This window comes from Spirosoma luteolum (genome assembly GCF_054778875.1).
The window spans coordinates 1-22,202 of sequence record NZ_BAAGZE010000018.1 but is presented as its reverse complement, the minus strand read 5'-3'; the positions used below and the strand labels follow the sequence as shown (position 1 = coordinate 22,202).

The 22,202-nt window shown below is 52.5% G+C and carries 17 protein-coding genes and 1 rRNA gene; 15 read left to right on the top strand and 3 right to left on the bottom strand.

Features of this window, described 5'->3' with window-relative positions; translation table 11 throughout:
* Positions 1-13 precede the first annotated feature (13 nt).
* From pdhA to gldJ, 8 genes are all read left to right on the top strand, one after another.
* A complete protein-coding gene (gene pdhA / locus ACYVAC_RS16650; protein ID WP_461098884.1) occupies positions 14-1,081 on the top strand; it encodes a pyruvate dehydrogenase (acetyl-transferring) E1 component subunit alpha in 1,068 nt (355 codons plus the stop codon).
* 156 nt (positions 1,082-1,237) lie between these two features.
* Complete coding sequence (locus tag ACYVAC_RS16645; RefSeq protein WP_461098883.1) at positions 1,238-2,176, top strand: ring-cleaving dioxygenase; 939 nt, start codon at positions 1,238-1,240, stop codon at positions 2,174-2,176.
* A 22-nt stretch (positions 2,177-2,198) separates the two neighbouring features.
* A complete protein-coding gene (locus ACYVAC_RS16640) occupies positions 2,199-2,837 on the top strand; it encodes an alpha/beta hydrolase (protein ID WP_461098882.1) in 639 nt (212 codons plus the stop codon).
* A 38-nt stretch (positions 2,838-2,875) separates the two neighbouring features.
* Positions 2,876-3,172 (top strand): muconolactone Delta-isomerase family protein, encoded by a 297-nt coding sequence (locus ACYVAC_RS16635; RefSeq protein WP_461098881.1) that lies wholly within the window; start codon positions 2,876-2,878, stop codon positions 3,170-3,172.
* A 58-nt stretch (positions 3,173-3,230) separates the two neighbouring features.
* Positions 3,231-3,707 carry a guanyl-specific ribonuclease gene (locus tag ACYVAC_RS16630; protein WP_461098880.1) on the top strand — a complete coding sequence of 159 codons (477 nt, stop codon included), beginning with the start codon at positions 3,231-3,233 and terminating at the stop codon, positions 3,705-3,707.
* Positions 3,704-4,153, top strand: a complete 450-nt coding sequence (locus tag ACYVAC_RS16625; protein ID WP_461098879.1) for a barstar family protein — start codon at positions 3,704-3,706, stop codon at positions 4,151-4,153. The genes ACYVAC_RS16630 and ACYVAC_RS16625 overlap by 4 nt, the downstream gene beginning before the upstream one ends.
* Before the next feature lie 117 nt (positions 4,154-4,270).
* Complete coding sequence (gene mfd, locus ACYVAC_RS16620; protein ID WP_461098878.1) at positions 4,271-7,624, top strand: transcription-repair coupling factor; 3,354 nt, start codon at positions 4,271-4,273, stop codon at positions 7,622-7,624.
* Between the two features lie 42 nt (positions 7,625-7,666).
* Complete coding sequence (gene gldJ / locus ACYVAC_RS16615) at positions 7,667-8,923, top strand: gliding motility lipoprotein GldJ (RefSeq protein WP_461098877.1); 1,257 nt, start codon at positions 7,667-7,669, stop codon at positions 8,921-8,923.
* Between the two features lie 54 nt (positions 8,924-8,977).
* Here the strand turns inward: gldJ and ACYVAC_RS16610 are convergent, their stop codons facing one another.
* Positions 8,978-9,685, bottom strand: a complete 708-nt coding sequence (locus ACYVAC_RS16610; RefSeq protein ID WP_461098876.1) for a ComF family protein — start codon at positions 9,683-9,685, stop codon at positions 8,978-8,980.
* Between the two features lie 68 nt (positions 9,686-9,753).
* Here ACYVAC_RS16610 and ACYVAC_RS16605 point away from each other — a divergent pair, with 68 nt between their 5' ends.
* The gene (locus ACYVAC_RS16605) at positions 9,754-10,098 is read left to right on the top strand and encodes a hypothetical protein (protein ID WP_461098875.1); all 345 of its coding nucleotides are present in this window, start codon (positions 9,754-9,756) and stop codon (positions 10,096-10,098) included.
* A 32-nt stretch (positions 10,099-10,130) separates the two neighbouring features.
* On the opposite strand, the gene ACYVAC_RS16600 is transcribed toward ACYVAC_RS16605, so the two are convergent.
* The gene (locus ACYVAC_RS16600) at positions 10,131-10,463 is read right to left on the bottom strand and encodes a hypothetical protein (RefSeq protein WP_461098874.1); all 333 of its coding nucleotides are present in this window, start codon (positions 10,461-10,463) and stop codon (positions 10,131-10,133) included.
* On the opposite strand from ACYVAC_RS16600, the gene ACYVAC_RS16595 reads away from it, so the two are divergent.
* From ACYVAC_RS16595 to ACYVAC_RS16580, 4 genes are all read left to right on the top strand, one after another.
* The gene (locus tag ACYVAC_RS16595; protein WP_461098873.1) at positions 10,452-13,409 is read left to right on the top strand and encodes a DUF4175 family protein; all 2,958 of its coding nucleotides are present in this window, start codon (positions 10,452-10,454) and stop codon (positions 13,407-13,409) included. The genes ACYVAC_RS16600 and ACYVAC_RS16595 overlap by 12 nt on opposite strands.
* A 153-nt stretch (positions 13,410-13,562) precedes the next feature.
* A complete protein-coding gene (gene mnmG / locus ACYVAC_RS16590) occupies positions 13,563-15,422 on the top strand; it encodes a tRNA uridine-5-carboxymethylaminomethyl(34) synthesis enzyme MnmG (RefSeq protein ID WP_461098872.1) in 1,860 nt (619 codons plus the stop codon).
* Between the two features lie 355 nt (positions 15,423-15,777).
* Positions 15,778-16,389 carry a class I SAM-dependent methyltransferase gene (locus ACYVAC_RS16585; protein ID WP_461098871.1) on the top strand — a complete coding sequence of 204 codons (612 nt, stop codon included), beginning with the start codon at positions 15,778-15,780 and terminating at the stop codon, positions 16,387-16,389.
* A gap of 538 nt (positions 16,390-16,927) precedes the next feature.
* Positions 16,928-18,715, top strand: a complete 1,788-nt coding sequence (locus ACYVAC_RS16580) for a tetratricopeptide repeat protein (protein WP_461098870.1) — start codon at positions 16,928-16,930, stop codon at positions 18,713-18,715.
* A gap of 48 nt (positions 18,716-18,763) precedes the next feature.
* Here the strand turns inward: ACYVAC_RS16580 and thrC are convergent, their stop codons facing one another.
* Positions 18,764-20,068, bottom strand: coding sequence for a threonine synthase (gene thrC, locus ACYVAC_RS16575; RefSeq protein ID WP_461098869.1), 1,305 nt, complete (start codon positions 20,066-20,068; stop codon positions 18,764-18,766).
* Between the two features lie 200 nt (positions 20,069-20,268).
* Between thrC and pruA the strand changes: the two genes are divergently transcribed.
* Both pruA and ACYVAC_RS16565 read left to right on the top strand, forming a co-directional pair.
* Positions 20,269-21,909, top strand: a complete 1,641-nt coding sequence (pruA, locus tag ACYVAC_RS16570) for an L-glutamate gamma-semialdehyde dehydrogenase (RefSeq protein ID WP_461098868.1) — start codon at positions 20,269-20,271, stop codon at positions 21,907-21,909.
* 193 nt (positions 21,910-22,102) lie between these two features.
* A 16S ribosomal RNA gene (locus ACYVAC_RS16565) occupies positions 22,103-22,202 on the top strand; the annotation flags it as partial.

Below are 22,202 nucleotides of genomic sequence, written 5' to 3'. Positions count from 1 at the left end.
GAACTCATTCCTTATGGCAAGCGTCAAAGAGAAAGCACCGGCATCCTCGCCGGAAAAAACCGTGCAGAAAAGCAAGACTCCCAGCTCCGCGAAGACCGAACATCCGAAAGAGCGGTACATGTACTGGTACGAGTCGATGCAACTGCAGCGGAAGTTTGAAGAAAAAGCCGGTCAGCTCTATGGTCAGCAGAAGATCCGTGGTTTCTGTCACCTGTACATTGGTCAGGAAGCGGGTTCATCGGGCGCCTTTTCGGCCCTGACGAAAGATGATAAGTGGATTACGGCCTATCGCGACCATGGTATCCCGCTCGCCCTTGGCTCCGACCCGAAGGCTGTCATGGCCGAACTGTTTGCCAAGCAAACGGGCTCGTCGAAAGGCAAAGGTGGTTCGATGCACATCTTCGATAAATCGGTCAACTTTATCGGTGGCCACGGTATCGTAGGGGCACAGATCCCAATGGGGGCAGGTATTGCCTTCGCCGAAAAATATAACAAGACCGGTAACCTGTGCATCTGCTACTTCGGCGATGGCGCTGTCCGGCAGGGTGCTCTGCACGAGGCTTTCAACATGGCTATGCTGTGGAAACTGCCCGTCATCTTCGTGGTCGAAAACAACGGCTACGCCATGGGTACGTCGGTGGCCCGTACCTCCAACGTAACGGAACTGTACACCATCGGCGAATCGTATGATATGCCGGCCGAACCCGTCGACGCCATGGATGTCGAGGCTGTTCACGAAGCCGTTAGCCGGGCTGCCGACCGCGCCCGCGCCGGCGAAGGACCTACCTTCCTCGAATTCCGGACGTACCGTTACCGGGGTCACTCGATGTCGGATCCGCAGAAGTACCGCACCAAAGATGAAGTGGAGCAGTACAAGCAGCGTGACCCTATCGAGATGGTGAAAAAACGAATTCTGGATAAGAACTTCGCTACCGAAGACGATCTGGCCGCTATCGACGCCAAGATCAAAGGCATTGTCGATGAGTCGGTTAAGTTTGCCGAAGAATCGCCCTACCCACCCGTCGAGGAAGCATTCAAAGACGTTTACATGCAGCCTGACTACCCCTTCCTGATGGAATAGGGATCGTTTCACCGCTGTTTTTACCGCATACTAAACCCGGGTCCACGCCCGGGTTTATTTTTTTTGAACCTTCTTGTTAAATTAAATGTATCTACATTAATTGCAGATGATTTTAATACCACAAACCAAATAAGAACCTTTTAAACGCAGGAGTATATGGAAACGCTCATCAATGGTTTGCACCACGTAACGGCTCTGGCCGGCGATACCCAACGCAATGTCGATTACTACACCGATACGCTGGGCCTGCGGCTGGTCAAGAAGACCGTCAACTTCGACGCCCCCGATGTGTACCACCTTTACTATGGCGATGAAACCGGTTCGCCGGGTACCATCATGACCTTTTTTCCCTACGCTGGTATTCCACGGGGCCGTAAAGGCGTTGGTCAGCTGACCTATACCGCTTTTTCGGTGCCGACTGCCAGCATGAGCTATTGGCTCGATCGGCTCAATGCCAGTTCTATTGCCTATTCAGAACCCCGCAAGCGATTTAACGAAACGTATATACAGTTTGAAGACTTCGACGGTACGGGTATCGAACTGGTCTTTACGGATGCCGACAGCCGGACAGGTTGGGACAACGGTCGGATTCCGGCCGACTATGCCGTGCGTGGTTTTCATACGGTGACGCTCAACGAACTGAACCCCGACCGCACCATCAAGCTCCTGACCGATACGATGCAGCATCGGCTGGTTGCCGAAGAAAATGGCCTGTTCCGGTTTGAAGCCGGCGTAGGAGGCTCGGGCAATTACGTTGATGTGCTGCACACGCCCAATGGCCTGCGGGCGCATCAGGGTGGGGGCTCGGTACACCACGTGGCTTTCTCGACCGATACCGACGAAACGCAGCTGATTATTCAGGAGCAATTGCAGGAAGCCGGGTATCAGGTGACGCCCGTTCAGGATCGTAATTACTTCCACAGCATTTACTTCCGTGAGCCGGGTGGCGTTCTGTTCGAGGTAGCCACCAACCCCCCGGGCTTTGCCGTCGACGAACCCGTTGCGGAGTTGGGTACGGGTCTCAAACTGCCGGCTCAGTACGAATCGCGCCGGGCCAGGGTAGAAGCCGAATTGCCCGTTATTACGCTGAAATAAACCGACAATCCGTTCGACAGATATGATTCACAATCCAGACAACAGCAGACAGGCGGGCAAACCACTTGACGAAGCGGGTAAGGTCATGGTTATGGTGCACGGCCGGGGTGGCTCAGCAGCCGATATTCTGTCACTGTCGCAGTATATCGACGATCCCGACTTTGCCTTCATTGCTCCCGAAGCAACGGGTAATACCTGGTATCCATACTCGTTTCTGCGCCCGACCGCCGAAAACGAGCCGTATCTGACGGCGGCCCTCGACAGTCTGGCGGGGTTGTCGGCCCGGCTTCAGGCCGATTTCAATATCAATTCCACGCAGATCTATTGGCTTGGCTTTTCGCAGGGTGCGTGTTTGCTGCTTGAGCATGTGGCGCGGCACGCCATACCCTACGGGGGCGTATTTGCGCTGAGCGGTGGGCTGATCGGGCCCGAAGGCAGCCCGCGCGACTATCAGGGTTCCTTCGATCAGACGCCGGTTTTTCTGGGGTGCAGCGATCGCGACAGCCATGTTCCGGAAGAGCGGGTGCTGGAATCGGAGCGGGTATTCACCAAACTGGGCGCGGCCGTGACCACCCGGCTTTACCCAAATTTTGGCCATACCATCAACGAAGACGAGCTAAAGATTGTTAATTTGCTGATAGCCGGTCAGCCCGTCGCCTGATCGCGCGGCTCCGGACAGTTTATTTAACGACAACGCGTATGAGCCAGTACATGGTTGAATTTGACCTGCCGGCCGTAATGGATGCGGACTTTGCCAGTCAGATTCCGGCCCAGCGGCTTAAAGTTGACGAGTTGATGGAAAAGGGGCTACTGCTTTCTTACTCGCTCTCAATTGACCGTCAAAAACTGTGGTGTATTTTCAAAGCCGACTCCGAACTGGAGGTGATGGAATCGATCTCGGAGTTTCCGCTGATCAAGTACATGACTCCCTTCGTCACTGAGTTGATGTTCCACAACATGGTAGCAGCCCGAATTCCGCTGTTTTCCCTCAACTGATCGAAAGCCCGTTCATTCCGAACGGGCTTTTTTGTGGTCCAGGCTGTACGTTTGTCTCATGAACACCTCGCTTCTTCGTCCCTTTCTGCTGACACTGGCGTTGCTCACCGGATTACTGGGCGGGCAGGCCTGCCGTAGCCATGATCAGCAGCAGTCGGACCAGACTCCGCCAACGTACCAGTCTGACAAGGTCCAGTCGCCCGGCCATTCGGGTCGTCACAGGCATCGGTCCGCCAAGTCGACCCTGCGTAACTCCGCCAATACGCCCATTCCCGACTACGTGATCCGGGTGTTGCGTTATGTGCAGGCCAACCGCCGGGCGCCCGACGGCTATGCGGGCGGCCGTACGTTTGGTAATTTTGAGCGACACCTGCCCCAGCAGGATGCTGCGGGTCAACGCCTGCGGTATCAGGAATGGGATGTAAAACCCAAAGTGCGCGGCCGCAACCGGGGCGCCGAGCGACTCATCACGGGTTCCGACCGGCACGCCTATTATACCCGCGATCATTATCAATCTTTCACACAAATCGAATGACACCCAATATCCTCCTCAGCCAATCGGAACGCCAGCTGGAAGATCGGTTCGGCGACTGGTTTATTGCGCACCTGCCCGGTGAAGACGTACAGACCCTCCGCCAGTTCTACGAAGAAATGGCCGATGTGCTCGAGTTTCCCGACGGTTTTGGCGTTAACCTCGACGCCCTCAACGATGCGCTCAACGACCTGCAGTGGCTCGAAGACGACCGGATTGTTCTTTACTTCACCCGTACCGACCTGCTGATCAGCAAGGAGCGCGACCCGGCCAAGCTGGCCAGTGTGCTCAATGTGCTCGACGCCACGGCCGAAGACTGGAAATGGACCGACGATAGCGACCTGGCCGACCGGAAAGAACTTGTTGTGGTGTTTGAGGATAGTCCCCGCATTCGCCAGCTGCTCGAAAAAGAACACATCGACTTTCAGTCGATGGCCGACCTGGCCTGATCGACGGGTTCGACGGGTTTCGGGTGCAACATTTTCCCTGACCCTGCTGTTACGATAGTGTGCCGCCGGAATGTCCTTCCAGCGGCTTTTCGTGTTTCCGTAATAACCTGAATTCGTTTGAAACCTGCTGAATTAGTCGGTCTGTATGCCGACGACAGTTTTATCCAGATCCTGGCTGAGCCTTTTACGCGCAAGCCCAGTGCCGAACCTGATCGGCTGCAGATTAAGGGGCTGGCGGGTAGCCTCGACGCCGTACTGGCCTCGGCTATTGTGAAATCGGCAGGGGGGAACCACCTCTTTGTACTGACCGACCGCGACGAAGCCGCTTACTTCTTCAGCGACCTGCAAAACCTGACTGGCCGCGAGGTATTGCTGTTTCCGATGTCGTACAAGAAGCCTTATCAGTACGAAGAAGTCGAGAATGCCAATGTGCTGATGCGGGCCGAAGTGCTCAACAAACTCAACCCCGCGCCGAAAGAAGGACTGCTGGTGGTTACCTACCCCGAAGCGTTGTCGGAAAAGGTCATTAACCGGCAATCGCTGCAGGCCAATACACTGACCATCCGAACGGGCGAAAAGCTCGACACTAACTTCGTTGCCGAACTGCTGACCAGTTATGAGTTCGAGAAAACCGATTTCGTCTATGAAGCCGGTCAGTTTTCGGTGCGCGGGGGCATTATCGACGTTTTTTCGTTTGCCAGCGAGTTTCCCTTTCGGATCGACCTCTTTGGCGACGAGGTCGAGAGTATCCGGAAATTCAACCCCGAATCGCAGTTATCGACCGACCCTGTCGATTTTATCAATATCATCCCGAACATTCAGACCAGGCTGACCCGCGAAACCCGCGAGCCGTTCTTTAGTTTTTTGCCCGAATCGACAACGGTCTGGGCTAAAGACGTAGAGTTTACGCTCGAGATCATCGAGAAATGTTTCGAGAAAACGGAGCAGCAGTTTGAGTCGATTGTGGCCGGGAGTGGCGGCATCCAAGTTATCAGCGATCCTGCCGGCCTGTTCGAAACCCGTCGGTCGTTTCTGAATCAGCTCAAAGCCTTTCGAACGGTTGAATTCGGCCGTAAATTCTATTTTAAAACCGACAGCCGGCAACAGTATCAGTCGAAACCCCAGCCGTCGTTTAATAAGGATTTCAAGCGCCTGGTCGACACCCTGGGCGATAACCAGGCGCGGGGGTATACCAACATCATTGCAGCTGAATCGTTCAAGCAGCTCGACCGCCTGCGCACCATTTTCGAGGAACTCGACCCGCTCGTTACTTTCCAGTCCATGAATATTGGGCTGCGCGAAGGATTCCTGGACGATTCGCTCAAGGTGGCCTGCTTTACCGACCACCAGATTTTCGATCGCTACTACCGGTTCCGGGTGCAGGACAAGTTTTCGAAATCGAAGGCACTTACCTTGCGCGAACTGAAAACGCTGCAACCAGGCGACTACGTAACCCACGTCGATCACGGCATTGGCCGGTTTGCCGGACTCGAGAAAGTCGATAATGCCGGTAACCAGCAGGAAGCCATCCGGCTTATTTACCGCGACAACGACATTCTGCTGGTCAGTATCCACAGTCTGCACAAGATTGCCAAGTACAGTGGTCGCGAAGGTGGGCCACCTACCATGAGTAAGCTGGGCACGCAGGAGTGGGAGCAGAAGAAATCGCGGATTCGCAAGCAGGTCAAAGACATTGCCCGTGAACTGATTGCACTCTACGCCAAGCGCCGGTCGGCACCAGGCTATGCCTACAGCCGTGATAGCTTCCTGCAGGCCGAACTCGAATCGTCGTTCCTGTACGAAGACACGCCCGACCAGGCAAAGGCTACCAGCGACGTTAAAGATGACATGGAAAAGCCACACCCCATGGACCGGCTGGTATGCGGTGACGTCGGCTTCGGCAAAACCGAGGTGGCCATCCGGGCTGCTTTTAAGGCTGTTACCGACAACAAACAGGTGGCGGTACTCGTGCCGACCACGGTGCTGGCTATGCAGCATTTCAGAACGTTTTCGGAGCGTATGGCCGACTTCCCGGTCAAGATCGAGTACATCAACCGGTACCGCACCGCGGCTCAGATAAAGGAGATTCTGAAGGGCGTAGCCTCAGGCGAGATCGGTATCCTGATCGGTACGCATCGCATTGTCAACAAAGACGTCAAGTTCAAGGATCTGGGTCTGCTGGTTATCGATGAAGAGCAGAAATTTGGGGTCAAAACCAAAGATCGGCTAAAGGAAATGCGCGTCGAGGTCGACGTACTGACCCTAACGGCTACGCCAATTCCCAGAACACTGCATTTCTCGCTTATGGGCGCCCGCGACCTGTCGATCATCGCAACGCCACCTCCCAACCGGCAACCCGTTACGACCGAGGTTCATGCCTTCAACGAAGCAACCATTCGCGATGCTGTCAGCAGTGAGATCAGGCGGGGTGGTCAGGTGTTTTTCGTGCATAACCGCATCAGCGATATCGAGTCTATTGGTAACCTCATTATGCGCCTGGTGCCCGAAGCCCGCATCGGCGTGGCGCATGGGCAAATGGAGGGCGACCGGCTGGAGCGGATGATGACCCGCTTCATCGAAGGTGACTACGACGTACTGATCTCGACCAACATCATTGAGTCGGGGCTCGACATTCCGAACGCCAACACCATTCTGATCAACAATGCTCATTACTTCGGTTTGTCGGACCTGCACCAGATGCGCGGTCGGGTAGGGCGGTCGAACCGGAAGGCGTATTGCTACCTGCTGACGCCCCCACCGTCGGTCCTGACGGCCGACGCCCGCAAACGCCTGCAAACCCTCGAAGACTTCTCCGATCTGGGCGAAGGATTCAAAATTGCCATGCGCGACCTCGACATTCGGGGAGCTGGTAACTTGCTCGGCGCCGAACAGAGTGGCTTTGTCAACGACCTGGGCTTCGAGATGTACCATAAAGTGCTCGACGAAGCGGTTCAGGAACTGCGCGAAAACGAGTTTAAAGACCTGTTCGAAACCAAGCCCGGCGATCTGAAACTGAAGTTGCCCGATACCGTTATCGAAACCGATCTGCCCGTGGTTATTCCGGAGCGGTACGTAACCAATATCTCCGAACGGCTGGCCCTTTACACGCGGCTCGACAGTATTGACAATGAGCAGGAACTGGAAGCTTTCCGGCAGGAAATTCTGGATCGGTTCGGACCAATGCCCGAAGAGGTTCATAACCTGATTCGGATGGTAAATGTGCGCTGGAAAGCGGAGCGCTTATACCTTGAAAAACTGACGCTTAAGAATACTATACTGAAAGGCTACTTCGTTTCTAACGGGAACGACGCCTTCTTTACGTCGGATCAGTTTGGCAGGGTAATTGACTACATCAAACGAAACCCGACCCGCTGTTCGTTGAAAGAATCGAAGGGAAGGCCCATTTTTACGCATTCAGGCATCGAATCCGTCGAGCATTTAAATTCGGTCATGGCCGAATTAACCAGTTAAATAGCAATTTTTGCACCTACGTTTCTTACACAAAATACAGCAATGATTCAAAAGTATCACCTGCAACAAGCTGCTTATGTACTGCTGGCAACGGTGGCCTTTGCCGCCTGTAAGTCGAAGCACCCGACCAGCGTACAGCCGGGCAAGAAAAGTACGGCGACCGGAATTGCTTATAATCAGAAAGAAGGTTTCCAGGTCAAAAAGTTTGCAGGTCAGAAAGCAGGTCCTAACCTGGTATTTATCGAAGGTGGCCGTTTTACGATGGGTGCACTTGAGGAAGACGTGATGAACAGCCGCGATAACCGGGAGCGTACCGTCTCAATCCAGTCGTTCTACATGGACGAAACCGAAATGGCCAACGTTCACTACCTCGAGTACCTGGACGCTATTACCCGCGACTCGTCGGAAGAAGTGGTCAAAGCAGCCCTGCCCGATACGACGGTATGGTCGAACCCGCTTTCATTCAACGACTCGTACGTAACGCAGTACCTCCGCTACCCGGCCTTCCGATACTATCCCGTTGTGGGCGTATCGTGGGTACAGGCGAGTGACTATGCCCGCTGGCGTTCCGACGCGGTAAACAGCGAACTGGCCAAAGGGGGCACGAAGAAAAAAGGGGGCGGTTTTTCGCTGAAACGGAAATCGAAAAAAGCCGATGATCCGGCACTGGCCGAAGCTACGGCTTCGACAGCTGCCAAGCCAAGCCTCGAAAGTGGTACCATTCTGCCTGATTACCGGCTGCCAACTGAAGCCGAGTGGGAGTATGCCGCCAAGGCACTCATCGGTACGCAGTATATGGACGAGAACCAGATCAACCAGCGGATTTATCCCTGGGATGGCTCGTCGGTGCGCAATCCGAAGAAGGGTCGCAAACAGGGCCAGATGCTGGCCAACTTCAAACGGGGTCGCGGTGACTATGCGGGTATTGCCGGTCGTTCCAATGACGGCGCCATCATCACGGCCGAAATTTACGCTTACCCCGCCAACGACTTCGGTCTTTACAACATGGCCGGCAACGTGAACGAGTGGGTGTACGACGTATACCGCCCACTGTCGTATCAGGACGTAAGTGACCTGAACCCGATTCGTCGAAACGGGTATATGGATGATGCTAAAAACTACGACGCTAAAAACAACCAGTCGCTGATCAATGATAAGCTGCGGGTTTATAAAGGCGGTTCGTGGAACGACGTTGCTTACTGGCTCTCGCCCGGTACCCGTCGTTTCCTCGATCAGGACTCGGCTACAGCCATGATCGGTTTCCGTTGCGCCATGATTGGCGTGGGCCGTAATAAATAATTTTTCGTCTGCGCGATTCTCAGGCGGTTGCTTCTTCTGAAGCGACCGCTTTTTTTATACCGTCGCGCCTAAAGTTATTATACTAACCGACTGACTGCCAGCACGTAATAACTCTACTGCACAGGCCTCAAGCGTTGCCCCAGTCGTCAGCACGTCATCGACCAGCACAATACGTTTCTGGTGTATTTCGGCTGCATTCTGGACCGAAAATACCGTTTTAACGTTTTCCCAGCGCTCAACCCGGCTTTTGCGGGTCTGCGACGCCTTGAAATGCGTTCGTCGTAAAACGTCCCGTCCGACGGGTATATCCATCGACTCTGCCAAGCCTTCGGCAATTAACTCGGCCTGGTTATAACCCCGTTGCCGATAGCGACTCTTATGCATTGGTACGCCGACGAGTAAATCCCACTCATTGCATAAGCTGGTTTCCTGTTTCAACTGATGCCCGTACCAGCGTCCTAATTCACGAGCGGCCTCCTGCTGGCCCCGGTACTTGATCTGGTGAATCACCTGTTGTAGTAAGCCGCCTTTCCGGAAATGCGCGTAGGAGAGAACATAAGCGATGGGCACCTTCCCGGCAAACTTATTGATAGACGTAGTTGCCTGAGGATTCCGGTGATCGTTGGTCTCGGGTAGCGCAAGCCGGCACTGCGTACAGAGCACCCGCTCGCCCGATTGCATAATACGCCGGCAACCGAGGCACAGCGAGGGGAATACCAGATTTATCAGATCAGTAAAGGCGTAACGTATAAACCGAATCACAACAGCTGTTCGTTAGTAATGCATCAATGGTTGTTGTAATTTAGGGAGAAGAATAATCGGACAAAACAGTGAATGACAATACAATAGAGACACAGTGGGAGGGACTGCTCGATCAGCTGCAACAGTTGCTTGGCAAGCGCCCTGCCGACCTCAACGCGGTCTTATTCCTGATTGGTGTACAGGAGTTGGGTAAGGGACCAATTCGCTTCTCAAAAGAACAAAAACAGGATCTGATGCACATTGCCGTCTGTCGGGTCCTGAGCCAGTCGGGCTATTACACGTTCGATGGGATTGACAAAGATGGCTGGCCACACTGGCAGCAGCTGAAGCCTCATCCGCCCGGCGATGTTACGGCGCAGGAGAATCTACTCAAGCAACACGTGATCACTTATTTTCAATCGGTACTAGTCTAGCCACGCTTTCTATGCAGACGTCAGCCGCTTACTCAACCCTCCTTCAACGAATCGACGAATACAAACGGCGGTACTTTCAGAACCAGCTGGTAAAAGGCAGTTTGTTTTTTCTGGCGTTGCTGGCCAGCTCGTACCTGTTCATCAACACGGCTGAGTTTATCGGTCGTTTCGATACAGCCGGTCGGGCAATCCTCTTTTTCGGCTTTCTGGCTGGCGCGCTCGTTAGCTTTTATGCCTTCATCGTGCGGCCACTGATGAGCCTGTACGGCCTCAACAAACCCCTTTCGACCGATGAAGCCGCGCGGCAGATCGGTACTTTTTTTCCTGAGGTGGGAGATAAGCTTATCAACACGTTGCAGCTGCAACGTATCAATGCCGAACAGAGCGACCTGCTACAGGCCAGTCTTGAACAGCGGTCGCAACAGCTCCTGATTAACCGGTTTGCCAACGCCATCCAGCTGAGCCGGAACCGGCAATTTCTGAAGTATGCCATTCCTCCCCTGGTTATCATTCTCCTTATTCTGGTCGTCAATCCGGCGTTCTTTACGCAGTCGTCGACTCGACTGGTGAACTACAACAAGGAGTTTGTCGAGGAAGCACCGTTCCAATTTGTTGTCCAGAACAAATCCCTGAAAGCGTTCCGAAACGAAGATTTTCCGTTGCAGGTTAGATTGACCGGTAGCGCGATACCACAAACCGTTTACCTGGTCGCGAACAATACGCGTTTCAAACTCGACCAGAAAGGCGACGTATTTTCTTATACCTTCGACAACGTCCAGCGCAACCTCGATTTTCATCTCGAAGCGGCTGGCTTCAATTCGTCGACCTACACCCTTACGTTGCTTGATCGGCCAGCTGTGTTGTCATTCAACGTACGTCTCGATTACCCTGCCTATCTGCATAAACCAGCCGAGCAGTTAGCCAATGTGGGTAACCTGTTGGTGCCACAGGGAACGGTGGTAAACTGGGATTTCGCAGCCGATCATACTGACTCCCTCTCGATTCGATTCGCGGCCGATACCCGCCCACAACCCGCCCGGCTTGCCGACGATAATCGCTTCGTGATTGGCCGGCGCCTACTTGCCAGCACGCCTTACACAGTTTCGCTTCGAAACGCCCAGACGGCGTCACCTTCTGCTATTCAATATTCGATTCAGGTAATTCCCGATCGCCATCCCCAGATCACGCTCGATCGGATCCAGGATACTGTTACGTACAACTACATCGCGCTGTCGGGACTTGTCTCTGATGATTACGGTTTCTCTCGCCTGCAACTCCAGTATCGGATTAACCGGAGTGGAAAATCGACCCCGTATGCCACGCGTCAGATCCCTGTCAACGCATCGACCACCTCACAGAATTTCGGCTATAACTGGTCGCTCGATAGCCTTAAACTAGGGCCGGAAGACAAGCTTGAGTACTTCGTTCAGGTGTGGGATAATGATGGCGTGAATGGACCTAAATCGGCCCGCTCGGTTCAGTATTCGTTCAACATTCCATCCAATGCTGAGGTACAGAAACAGGTTGATAAATCGGCCGAAAAGACCGAAGAACAGATCGACAATGCGCTGAGTAAAACACAGGCAATTAAGAAGGAGTTGAGCCAGCTTGAAGACCGGATGCGTACGAAGAAGTCGTCCGATTTTCAGGACAAGAAGCAACTGCAGGACGTTTTGCAGAAGCGCGAAGAGCTGATGCGGGAGGTGCAGAAACTTCAGGAACAGTTTCAGAAAACAAACGACACGCAACAGCGATTCTCTGAAAAAAACCAGGCGGTACAGGATAAACTCGAACAGCTGAAGAAGCTGTTCAATGAGCTTCTCGACCCTGAATCCAAACAGCTGTATGAGCAACTGAAGCAGCTACTCGAGAAGAAACAAGATGAAAAAGCTTCGGACTTACTCGACCGGCTCTCGCGAAAGGAACGCAATATGGAGCGTGATCTGGACCGGGCGCTCAAGCTCTTCAAGCAAATGCAGCTCGAACAGAAAGTAAACAACCTGGCCGATAATCTCGATAAGCAGGCTGAAAAACTGGAAAAGCAGGCAGACGAAAACAACCAGAACAACGACGTTTCTGATCAGCAGGAGCAGAACAACCAGAAGTCAGAAGATGACTTTAAAAGCACGGAAGAGCAACTGGATGAGCTCGAGAAACAAGCCGAGAAAGATGAGTTGAACAAACCTGAAATTTCGGAACAGGAGAAGCGTGACATTGAAAAAGCGATTCAGGAAGCCAAGAAACAGCTCAAGCAAAAGCAGGGTAAGAAGGCCGCTTCGTCCCAGTCGAAAGCCGCTAAATCGATGCGATCGATGAGCAAGATGATGCGTGAGTCTATGGAGTCATCGGAAATGTCAGAGATGCAGGAGAACATGGACGACCTGCGCAACATCCTCGATAACCTCATCACCCTATCGTTCTCGCAGGAGCGGGTCATGAAAGATTTTCGGGGTATGAGCCTGCAGGACCCGCGCGTGACGAAGCTTTCGCAGGAACAGTTGAAACTCCAGGACGACGCCAAAATCATCGAAGACAGCTTGAATGCCCTGGCAAGCCGCGTCGTTCAGATTCAGCCTTTCGTGACGCGTGAGCTCACGAATATGAAATTTTACATGGACGAAAGTGTGCAGCAACTGCGCGACCGTCGGCTCAGTATGGCGGCTTCAAAGCAGCAGTTTGCCATGACATCCATCAATAATCTGGCCCTCATGTTGAGTGATGTATTGAAAAATATGCAGCAGCAGATGAATGCCATGGCCATGCCGGGCAAAGGCAAAGGCTCCAAACAGGGGCAGAGCCCTGGCCTTGGTGAAATGCAGAAAAAACTAAATGGCCAGATGAAAGACCTGCAACAAAGCGGCAAGTCTGGCCGTGGTTTATCTGAAGAGTTGTCGCGCATGGCGGCACAGCAGGCCATGATCCGGAAGATGTTGAAGGAGATGGAAGACAAAGCCAAAGGCACCGACGCAGGGAAACAGCAGGCCGATCAGGTAAAGGAACTGATGGAGAAAATGGATGAGACCGAGACCGATCTTGTTAACAAGCGCATCAACCCGAACACCATTAATCGGCAGGATCAGATATTGACGCGCCTTCTCGAATCGGAAAAGGCGCTTAAGCAGCAGGAAGAAGATCCCAAGCGGCAGGCCGAAGCAGCCCGCTCTGCCAAGCGCAGTACGCCGGCTTTTTTCGATAGCCTCAACCAGAACGGTAAGAACCGGCAGGTCGAAGTTCTCAGATCGGTGACGCCTAATTACAATCTGTTCTACAAAAAGGCGGCAAATCAGTATTTGCAAAAAGTCAGTAAGTAAGTTTAGATGCTATAAGTTAACCGTCGGCCTTGGCACAAAGGCCGACGGTTTTTTGTTGCTCAGTGAATACACGTCTTACCATCCATGTTTCCATGACTTTTGACAATTTTGTAAAAAGTTTCCACGTGAAACATTTTGTAAAAACTATCAGAAATGCATTCTAACTATGATGTGATTGTAGTGGGCGCCGGACACGCTGGTTGTGAAGCTGCTCATGCAGCGGCAACAATGGGATCGCGCGTGCTGCTCATCACCATGAATATGCATACCATCGCCCAGATGTCGTGCAACCCGGCCATGGGCGGTGTGGCCAAAGGACAGATTGTCCGGGAGGTCGATGCGCTGGGCGGCATGTCGGGCATCATCAGCGACAAGACGATGATCCAGTTCCGTATGCTGAACCGGTCGAAAGGCCCGGCCATGTGGAGTCCGCGTTGCCAGAGCGATCGAAATCTGTTTGCTTGGGAGTGGCGAAAAACACTCGAAGAAAACAGAAACATCGATTTCTGGCAGGATACCGTAACCGAGGTTATTGTCGAAGACGGCCAGGCAGTAGGCGTAAAAACAAGTCTTGGCGTATCGTTCAATGCCAGAGCCGTTGTGCTTACCAACGGGACGTTCCTCAACGGGCGCATGTTTATTGGGGAGAAAACTTTTGGGGGCGGACGGACGGGCGAACGTTCTGCAACGGGCCTGACCGAACAGCTCATCACGCTGGGTTTCGAATCGGGCCGCATGAAAACCGGTACGCCACCACGCGTAGATGGCCGCAGCCTGAATTACGACCGCATGGAGGAACAACTGGGCGACGAGAACCCGAGTAAATTCTCCTATACCAACACGCCTGCCCTGACCAAACAGCGCAGTTGCTGGATCACCTATACGAATCAGGCTGTACATGACGAACTGAAAACGGGCTTCGAAAAATCGCCTATGTTCACAGGCCGCATCAAAGGGTTAGGGCCTCGATATTGCCCATCGGTTGAAGACAAAATCAACCGGTTTGCCGACAAAGACCGGCACCAGATTTTTGTTGAGCCCGAAGGTTGGGATACAGTGGAAGTGTACGTTAACGGATTCTCAACCTCATTGCCTGAGGATGTACAGTACAGCGCCATGCAGAAGATACCCGGGTTTGAAAACGTCCGTATGTTCCGACCAGGCTACGCAGTGGAGTACGATTTCTTTCCACCAACGCAGTTAAAGCCAACACTGGAAACGCAACTGGTGAAAAACCTCTTCTTTGCCGGGCAGATCAACGGTACAACCGGTTATGAGGAGGCTGCCTGTCAGGGACTCATGGCTGGTATCAATGCCCACCAGAATGTGCGCGACGAAAATCCGTTTACAATTAAACGTTCGGAAGGCTACATCGGCGTTTTGATCGATGACCTCATCACAAAAGGGACCGAAGAACCTTATCGGATGTTTACGTCCCGCGCCGAGTACCGGACACTGCTGCGGCAGGATAATGCCGACCTGCGCCTTACCGACAAAGGATACGAACTGGGTTTGGCATCGGCCGAACGATACCAGGCCATGGTCGAAAAAAGGAAGGGGGTTGCCACACTCACCGATGCGATAAAGGCAGCCAAAGTAAAACCCGAAGACATCAATGGCTGGCTGGAAGAAAAAGGGAGTTCACCACTGCGCGAGAAAAACAGCCTATATACACTGATCAAGCGCCCCGAAATAGGGCAGGAGGATATCAGCGAACTACTCAGTACGATGGCCGAAATCCCAGCTTTATCGCCGGAAATCGTCGAGCAAACCGTTATCGAGATTAAGTACGAAGATTACCTAAGTCGCGAAAAAACCAATGCTGAAAAAATTGATCGATGGGAAAGTCTGTCGATTAACGACACCTTCGACTACGATCGGCTCAAGGCCCTGTCGTTTGAAGGGCGCGATAAGCTCAAGCGGCTACGGCCGGCAACCATCGGTCAGGCATCCCGGATCAGCGGGGTAAGTCCATCCGATATTTCGATTCTTCTCGTTTACATGGGTCGCTAATTCAAGCATTCCCGATCGGCGTGTTCGTCCCGGTTGGGGTGGGCACGCCGAAAAATTTTCAGTCGATTCCAAACGTATGCCGTCGTTCGAAACACTTTCTGCCTGCCCGGTCTGTAGCAGTACTCAGTTCACACCCTTTCTTACCTGCACTGATTACCTCGTTAGTCAGCGCCCATTTGCCATCGTCAGTTGTTCAGCGTGTGGATTCCGCCTGACCAACCCCCGCCCCGATGCACAATCCATAGGTGCTTACTACAAATCGGTCGATTATGTCTCACACAACGACAGTGGGGGAGGGGTTATCAACCGGGTATACCGGGCTGTACGATCGTATACACTCCGTTCGAAACTTACGTTGATCAACTCACTGACTGGTGGTACAGGAAGTCTGCTCGATGTCGGTTGCGGAACCGGTGCTTTTCTGGAAACCTGCAAACGGGCCGGCTGGCAAACCACGGGCATGGAACCAGACCCCGACGCCCGAGCGATAGCTGCTGAGAAAACGGGTAACCTGATTTTTCCCGAACTGGCATCGGTACCGGCAGAACAGGGTTTCGATGTCATTACCATGTGGCACGTTCTGGAACACGTACCCAACTTACCCGAAACTATTGGGCAGTTGCATGCGCGGCTGAAAGCAGGCGGGACACTGATCGTTGCGGTGCCAAATTCCAACTCCTACGACGCGCAGTATTTTGGCGCGCAGTGGGCTGCGTATGATGTACCGCGCCACCTTTCGCATTTCACTCCTGAAACAATCGAACGCCTGTTCAACAACAACGGCTTTAGGCTGGTCGGGCAAAAGCCGATGGTATTCGATGCCTTCTATATTGGCCTGCTCAGTACAGCTTATCAAAAAGGCAAGAGCGATTATGTGACGAGTATCCGGGTAGGTCTGCAGTCTAACAACCGGGCCCGGCAAACTGGCAACTGGTCGAGCGTGATCTATCTTTTCAGAAAAGCCTGACACGTATCAGGTGTCGGTGCAACAGGGGGCTAAATGCCCCCTTTTTTGTGGGGGTGGTAAACAGGTCAATTCTAACTTAAAAATGTTTAAATTTCTTGTGGAAAAGGCTGTGCATAAGTGGGGGGTAGCAGTGGAAAACTTGTTTATAATGCGTTAGTTAGGTGTGGATTACTGCCGAAGTAATCCACAGACGTTTTATCCACAGCCTGAAACGTGGAGAACATCAGACATATCAACGTTCTATACACCGCGTTTTCCCCAGCTGCTTTGGTGCATAAACTTTATACACAAATCCACAACCAAAATCGTGGATAAATGTGGATAAAATGTTATTAACTTAACATTGAGGCAGTTACAGGTGGATAACTTTCCAGCTATGGGGATAAGTCTTCCACTCGTTATCCACAATTTCGGGTACAATACGTGTATAACTTATTTGTACACATATCCACACCCATAATGGTTATAACAACGTTTTTTTAAAGAAGAAGAAAACTATAAAATGTTAATAAGGTCAACGGGTATTGCGGTTTGGATAATGCTGCTGACGGTTGGGCTGGGCCTGGCGCAGACGGGGGGGGCAGGGGGGACGCCATCCCTGGCTGATGAATACTATAAGGCGGGCGATTTTGTCAAGGCCGCCAATGAGTATGGGAAGCTCCTGAAAACAGAGGTGACTTGGGAGCGGCTGAACCGATACGTGCAGAGCCTGCAAAACAGTAAGCAGTCAGAAGAGGCCGCCAGATTTTTAAAAAGACAGCAGCGGTCCGACGAAAGTAACCGGAGCTATTACGAATTGCTCGCTGGTCAGCTGGCCACCCGCCAGGGCGATACCACCCAGGCAAATCAGCAATACGCAGCCGCTATAAAAAGCAGCCGAGCCAGTGCCACCAGGCTCGAACGACTGGCAACGGCCTTCTCCGAAGCAGGAGAGGCCCGCTGGGCCATTCAAGCGTTCGAAACGGCCCGGGAGGTCGATCATGATCCAACAGCCTACAGTGAGGCTCTAATGGGCCTTTATCGAAGTACAGGCCAGACTGAGAAAGCAATCAACGAGATTATCACCACGGGACGTCAGGCCGAAAGAAAGGAAAGCGCTCTGGCGGCACTGCAGGGCTTTATCAATACAAAAGATGAACCCCTGCTTGAAAAGACACTTTATGCCCGAATCCAACAGGAGCCGAATGAGCTTGGCTACAACGATCTCCTGATCTGGTTCTATACGCAAAAGCAGAAGTTCAGTCGGGCGCTTATTCAGGAGAAAGCCACCGACAAACGCATGAAATTGTCGGGAAGTCGTGTTTACGAACTAGGTATGCTGGCGCTCAACAACCGGGAGTACAAAACAGCTGCGGATGCGTTCGAATACGTAGCTACAACGTATCCGCAAGGGCAGCTTTACCCATTTGCCCGGCGGCTGGTCATCAATGCGCGTGAAGAGCAGGTCAAGAATACATATCCGGTTGACCGGACTGAAATCCGGAAACTGATTTCGGATTACCAGCAGATGCTTCAGGAAATTGGCACCAACACGAAGACGCTGGAAGCGCTTCGAAGCACGGCAAATCTATACGGCAATTACCTCGACAGTAAAGACACGGCGCTATCGGTGCTCGATCTGGCCATTAGCCTGGGCAAGAGTGATCGCAGTTTTGTCGATCGTTGTAAACTTGATAAAGGCGATATCTACCTGTTGAAAGGCGAGCCCTGGGAGTCGACCCTATTGTATTCGCAGGTCGAGAAATCAGAGAAAGAAGAGTTGCTGGGCTACGAAGCCAAACTTAAAAATGCCAAGCTGCATTATTACAAAGGTGATTTCAGTGTGTCGAAAGATATACTCGATGTGCTGAAGCTAGCCACTTCCCGCGAAATTGCCAACGATGCCGAACAACTGAGCCTGATCATTGTGGATAACACAGGTATGGACAGTACCGAAGCAGCCATGCGGGCCTATGCCGCTGTCGATCTACTACTTTTCCAAAATAAAACGGACGAGGCTGTGGATAAACTGGATAAGATGTTGATAACTTATGCCGATCACAGTCTGGCCGATGAAATCCTCTGGTTACGAGCCAATACGTACATCAAACAAGGTAAATTCCAGGAGGCTGTAAACGATCTCAAAACAATTGTCACCAAATACCCCGACGATATTTTAGGGGACGATGCACTGTTCCTGCAGGGAAAACTCTATGAGGGGCAACTGAAGGATAAAACACAGGCGATGGACATCTACCAGAAACTGCTGACGCAATATCCGGGCAGTATCCACAGCGCCGAGGCCCGAAAGCGATTCCGCGTCCTGCGGGGCGACACAATCAATTAGAACAATAAAGCCCGGTCCTGCGACCGGGCTTTATTGTGAACGATCAACTCAAACCGTCTGAAGGAATGATTCTCGGAATGCATCGTAGGTGGCCGGAGTCTGAATGCTTTGTTTTGATTTATGAGCAAGTACTGCCAGTCGGTCGGGGACATCGACAGGCTGGCCCAATACCTCCTCTACGAGCGGTTTGAACTTGGCCGGATGGGCAGTGGCCAGCGATACACCGACGAAGTCACGTCCCGACTCCCGGCGGTATTGTTCGAGCCCCAATACACCAATTGCTGAGTGCGGACAGGCCACGTAGCCAAACCGATCATACAAGTCTCGCATGGCGATCTGGGTCTGGGCATCATCGAAAAAGTAGCCGGAAACATGATCCCGCATGCGCTCGTAAGAGTCACCGTAGAGGTGTAGCAGCCGCACAAAGTTGCTGGGGCTACCAACATCCATAGCGTTGGATAGTGTAGCCACTGAAGTCATAGGGGCATACAAACCAGTACGCAAATAGTTCGGAACAACGCGATTAAGGTTTGTCGAGGCAATAAATCGATCGACCGGCAAGCCCATTTGTTGTACCATGGCACCAGCACTCAGGTTACCAAAATTACCACTGGGTGTAGAAAAGACGACAGGCTTACCCACATTGCGTACCTGACCGTAGGCACTGACGTAATAAAAACCCTGCGGGATAAGCCGGAAGATATTGATCGAATTGGCCGATGAAAGCGAGACATGCGCGTTAAGTTCAGGATCGAGAAAAGCCTGTTTTACAATCGCCTGGCAATCATCGAACAACCCATCAACCTCGAAGGCCTGAACATTACCCCCCAGGGTCGTCAGTTGCTTCTCCTGCAGGTCACTCACCCGTCCTTTTGGATAAAGAATCGATACCCGTACGCCCGGTACATTGTGAAAGCCCATTGCAACGGCACCGCCGGTATCGCCCGAGGTGGCCACCAGAATATTGACCTCCTTGTCCTGCCGACTCGAAAAATGCGACATCAGCGCAGCCATATAGCGGGCTCCCACATCCTTAAACGCAAGAGAAGGCCCATGAAACAGTTCGAGGATACCCAGTTCCGGCGAAAGCTGCACAACGGGCGTGTCAAAGGGCAGCGCCCGATGCACCAGTTCGCTTAGATCAGCATCGTTGATTTCGCCACCAAAAAGAGCCTTACTAATAGCAAAACCGATCTCGGCCAAAGATTGGTCGGCAATCGCATCGAAAAAGCCAGCACCCAGTTGTGGAAGGGGCGTAGGCATATATAGGCCCTTATCAGCTGGTAAACTATGAAATAAAGCTTCTTCAACAGAAACCGAGAGTTGCGGATTATTGGTGCTGTAAAAACGCATGACGACGTGGCTGATTGGGGGGCAAAAATCGTAAAAATAGCCTAACACTGAGACCGCTGTGCCTTAAAATGTGGAAAACTCATGTGGATTGGTGGATAACTACATCAATCCGTAAGTTTGCGAGGCTAAACACTTCATACACGTAACGCGCCCCAGTTCCGCGTGCCAATCTGGAACAGGCCGTTGAAACCCGATCTATTATGTCATTCGGCGTATTCAATATACCCAACCCCGTCAACGAACCCGTTAAAGAATATCGGCCCGGATCTCCCGAACGGGTGGCCGTCAAAGCCGCGATCGACGCCTATAGATCGACCGAAACCGACATTCCAATGTACATTGGGGGCGATGAGGTACGAACCGAGCGAAAACTGCGTGTGGCCCCACCACACGATCATCAGCATACGTTGGGCTATTTTTACGAAGGCGACGCAACTCATGTCAACCAGGCGATCGAAGCAGCCCTGCAGGCGAAAGAAGCCTGGGCGGCAATGCCCTGGGAAAACCGGGCCAGTATCTTTCTGAAAGCCGCCGATCTGATCGCTGGACCATATCGCGCCCGCATCAACGCGGCAACCATGCTGGGGCAGTCGAAAAACGCATATCAGGCCGAGATCGACTCGGCCTGTGAGCTGATCGACTTCCTGCGCTTTAACGTCCACTTTGCGGACGAAATTTATCGGCAACAACCCAGTTCATCCCCGGGCGTCTGGAACCGGCTGGAGTACCGGCCTCTCGAAGGATTTGTATTTGCCCTGACCCCGTTCAATTTCACGGCTATTGCTGGTAACCTGCCAGCATCGGCAGCCATGATGGGGAACACGGTAGTATGGAAACCCGCCTATACGCAGGTTCTATCGGCGCAGGTAATCATGGAAGTGTTGATTGAAGCGGGGCTCCCGGCAGGCGTAATCAACCTGATCTATGTCGACGGCCCCGTGGCGGGCGAGGTAATTTTTAAGCACCCCGATTTTGCCGGCATTCACTTCACAGGCAGTACGGCCGTGTTCCAGCATATTTGGGGTGAAATTGGAGCGAATATCAACCGGTATAAAACATATCCGCGGATTGTGGGCGAAACCGGCGGAAAAGACTTTGTACTGGCGCATGAATCGGCGCATGTGGATGAGATCGTAACCGGCCTCATCCGTGGTGCGTTTGAATACCAGGGGCAGAAATGTTCTGCAGCATCACGGGCTTACATTCCGTCAACACTTTGGCCAGCAGTGGAGGAAGGGTTGAAGAAAACACTGGCCGGTGTCAAAATGGGCCCAACCGAAGACTTCACCAACTTCGTCAATGCGGTCATCGACGAGCGGGCCTTTAAAAAGATTACGGGCTATATAGAAGAAGCCCGCAAGAGCCCGGGCGTAACAATCGTAGCAGGGGGAAACTACGACGGAACAACGGGATACTTCATTGAACCGACGGTGCTCAAGGTCGACGATCCGGCATACCGGACGATGTGCGAAGAGATTTTTGGACCCGTACTGTCGATCTATGTGTACGAGCCAGCCGAGTTCGAGCATGTTATGCACACCATCGACACCACATCGCCATACGCGCTGACAGGATCAATCTTTGCCAAAGATCGCTACGTGGTTGAGCAGGCGACTAAACGGCTACAGAATGCGGCCGGAAACTTCTACATCAACGACAAGCCAACGGGTGCGGTGGTCGGACAACAACCCTTCGGAGGTGCCCGTGCATCAGGAACAAACGATAAAGCTGGTTCGATCCTGAATTTGTTTCGCTGGGTATCGGCACGTACAATCAAAGAGACTTTCCTGACTCCCAGGTACTTTGCCTATCCGTTCCTGAATGGGGAAGAAAAAAGTTAAAATATTTTTGAACAAGGGCTTGACAAGAGGGGGTTTTTGCCCCTACCTTTGCAGTCCCAAATCTAAGGAATGGCCGACAACGGTTGGCCACAATCTCGAAAGAGAGACAGTTCTTTGACGTATTGACATCAACAGGTTAGCACTGAAGAAGGCTAATGACAACGTAACTGATTTATCGGTTACACAATTATTTACGATGGAGAGTTTGATCCTGGCTCAGGATGAACGCTAGCGGCAGGCCTAATACATGCAAGTCGAACGGGCCGCAAGGTCAGTGGCAAACGGGTGCGTAA

Excerpts from the sequence above, each read along its gene's own strand:
- pdhA (WP_461098884.1), top strand. The coding sequence starts at position 14 with ATGGCAAGCGTCAAAGAGAAAGCACCGGCATCCTCGCCGGAAAAAACC.
- ACYVAC_RS16645 (WP_461098883.1), top strand. The coding sequence starts at position 1,238 with ATGGAAACGCTCATCAATGGTTTGCACCACGTAACGGCTCTGGCCGGC.
- ACYVAC_RS16640 (WP_461098882.1), top strand. The coding sequence starts at position 2,199 with ATGATTCACAATCCAGACAACAGCAGACAGGCGGGCAAACCACTTGAC.
- ACYVAC_RS16635 (WP_461098881.1), top strand. The coding sequence starts at position 2,876 with ATGAGCCAGTACATGGTTGAATTTGACCTGCCGGCCGTAATGGATGCG.
- ACYVAC_RS16630 (WP_461098880.1), top strand. The coding sequence starts at position 3,231 with ATGAACACCTCGCTTCTTCGTCCCTTTCTGCTGACACTGGCGTTGCTC.
- ACYVAC_RS16625 (WP_461098879.1), top strand. The coding sequence starts at position 3,704 with ATGACACCCAATATCCTCCTCAGCCAATCGGAACGCCAGCTGGAAGAT.
- gldJ (WP_461098877.1), top strand. The coding sequence starts at position 7,667 with ATGATTCAAAAGTATCACCTGCAACAAGCTGCTTATGTACTGCTGGCA.
- mnmG (WP_461098872.1), top strand. The coding sequence starts at position 13,563 with ATGCATTCTAACTATGATGTGATTGTAGTGGGCGCCGGACACGCTGGT.
- ACYVAC_RS16580 (WP_461098870.1), top strand. The coding sequence starts at position 16,928 with ATGCTGCTGACGGTTGGGCTGGGCCTGGCGCAGACGGGGGGGGCAGGG.
- thrC (WP_461098869.1), bottom strand. The coding sequence starts at position 20,068 with ATGCGTTTTTACAGCACCAATAATCCGCAACTCTCGGTTTCTGTTGAA.
- pruA (WP_461098868.1), top strand. The coding sequence starts at position 20,269 with ATGTCATTCGGCGTATTCAATATACCCAACCCCGTCAACGAACCCGTT.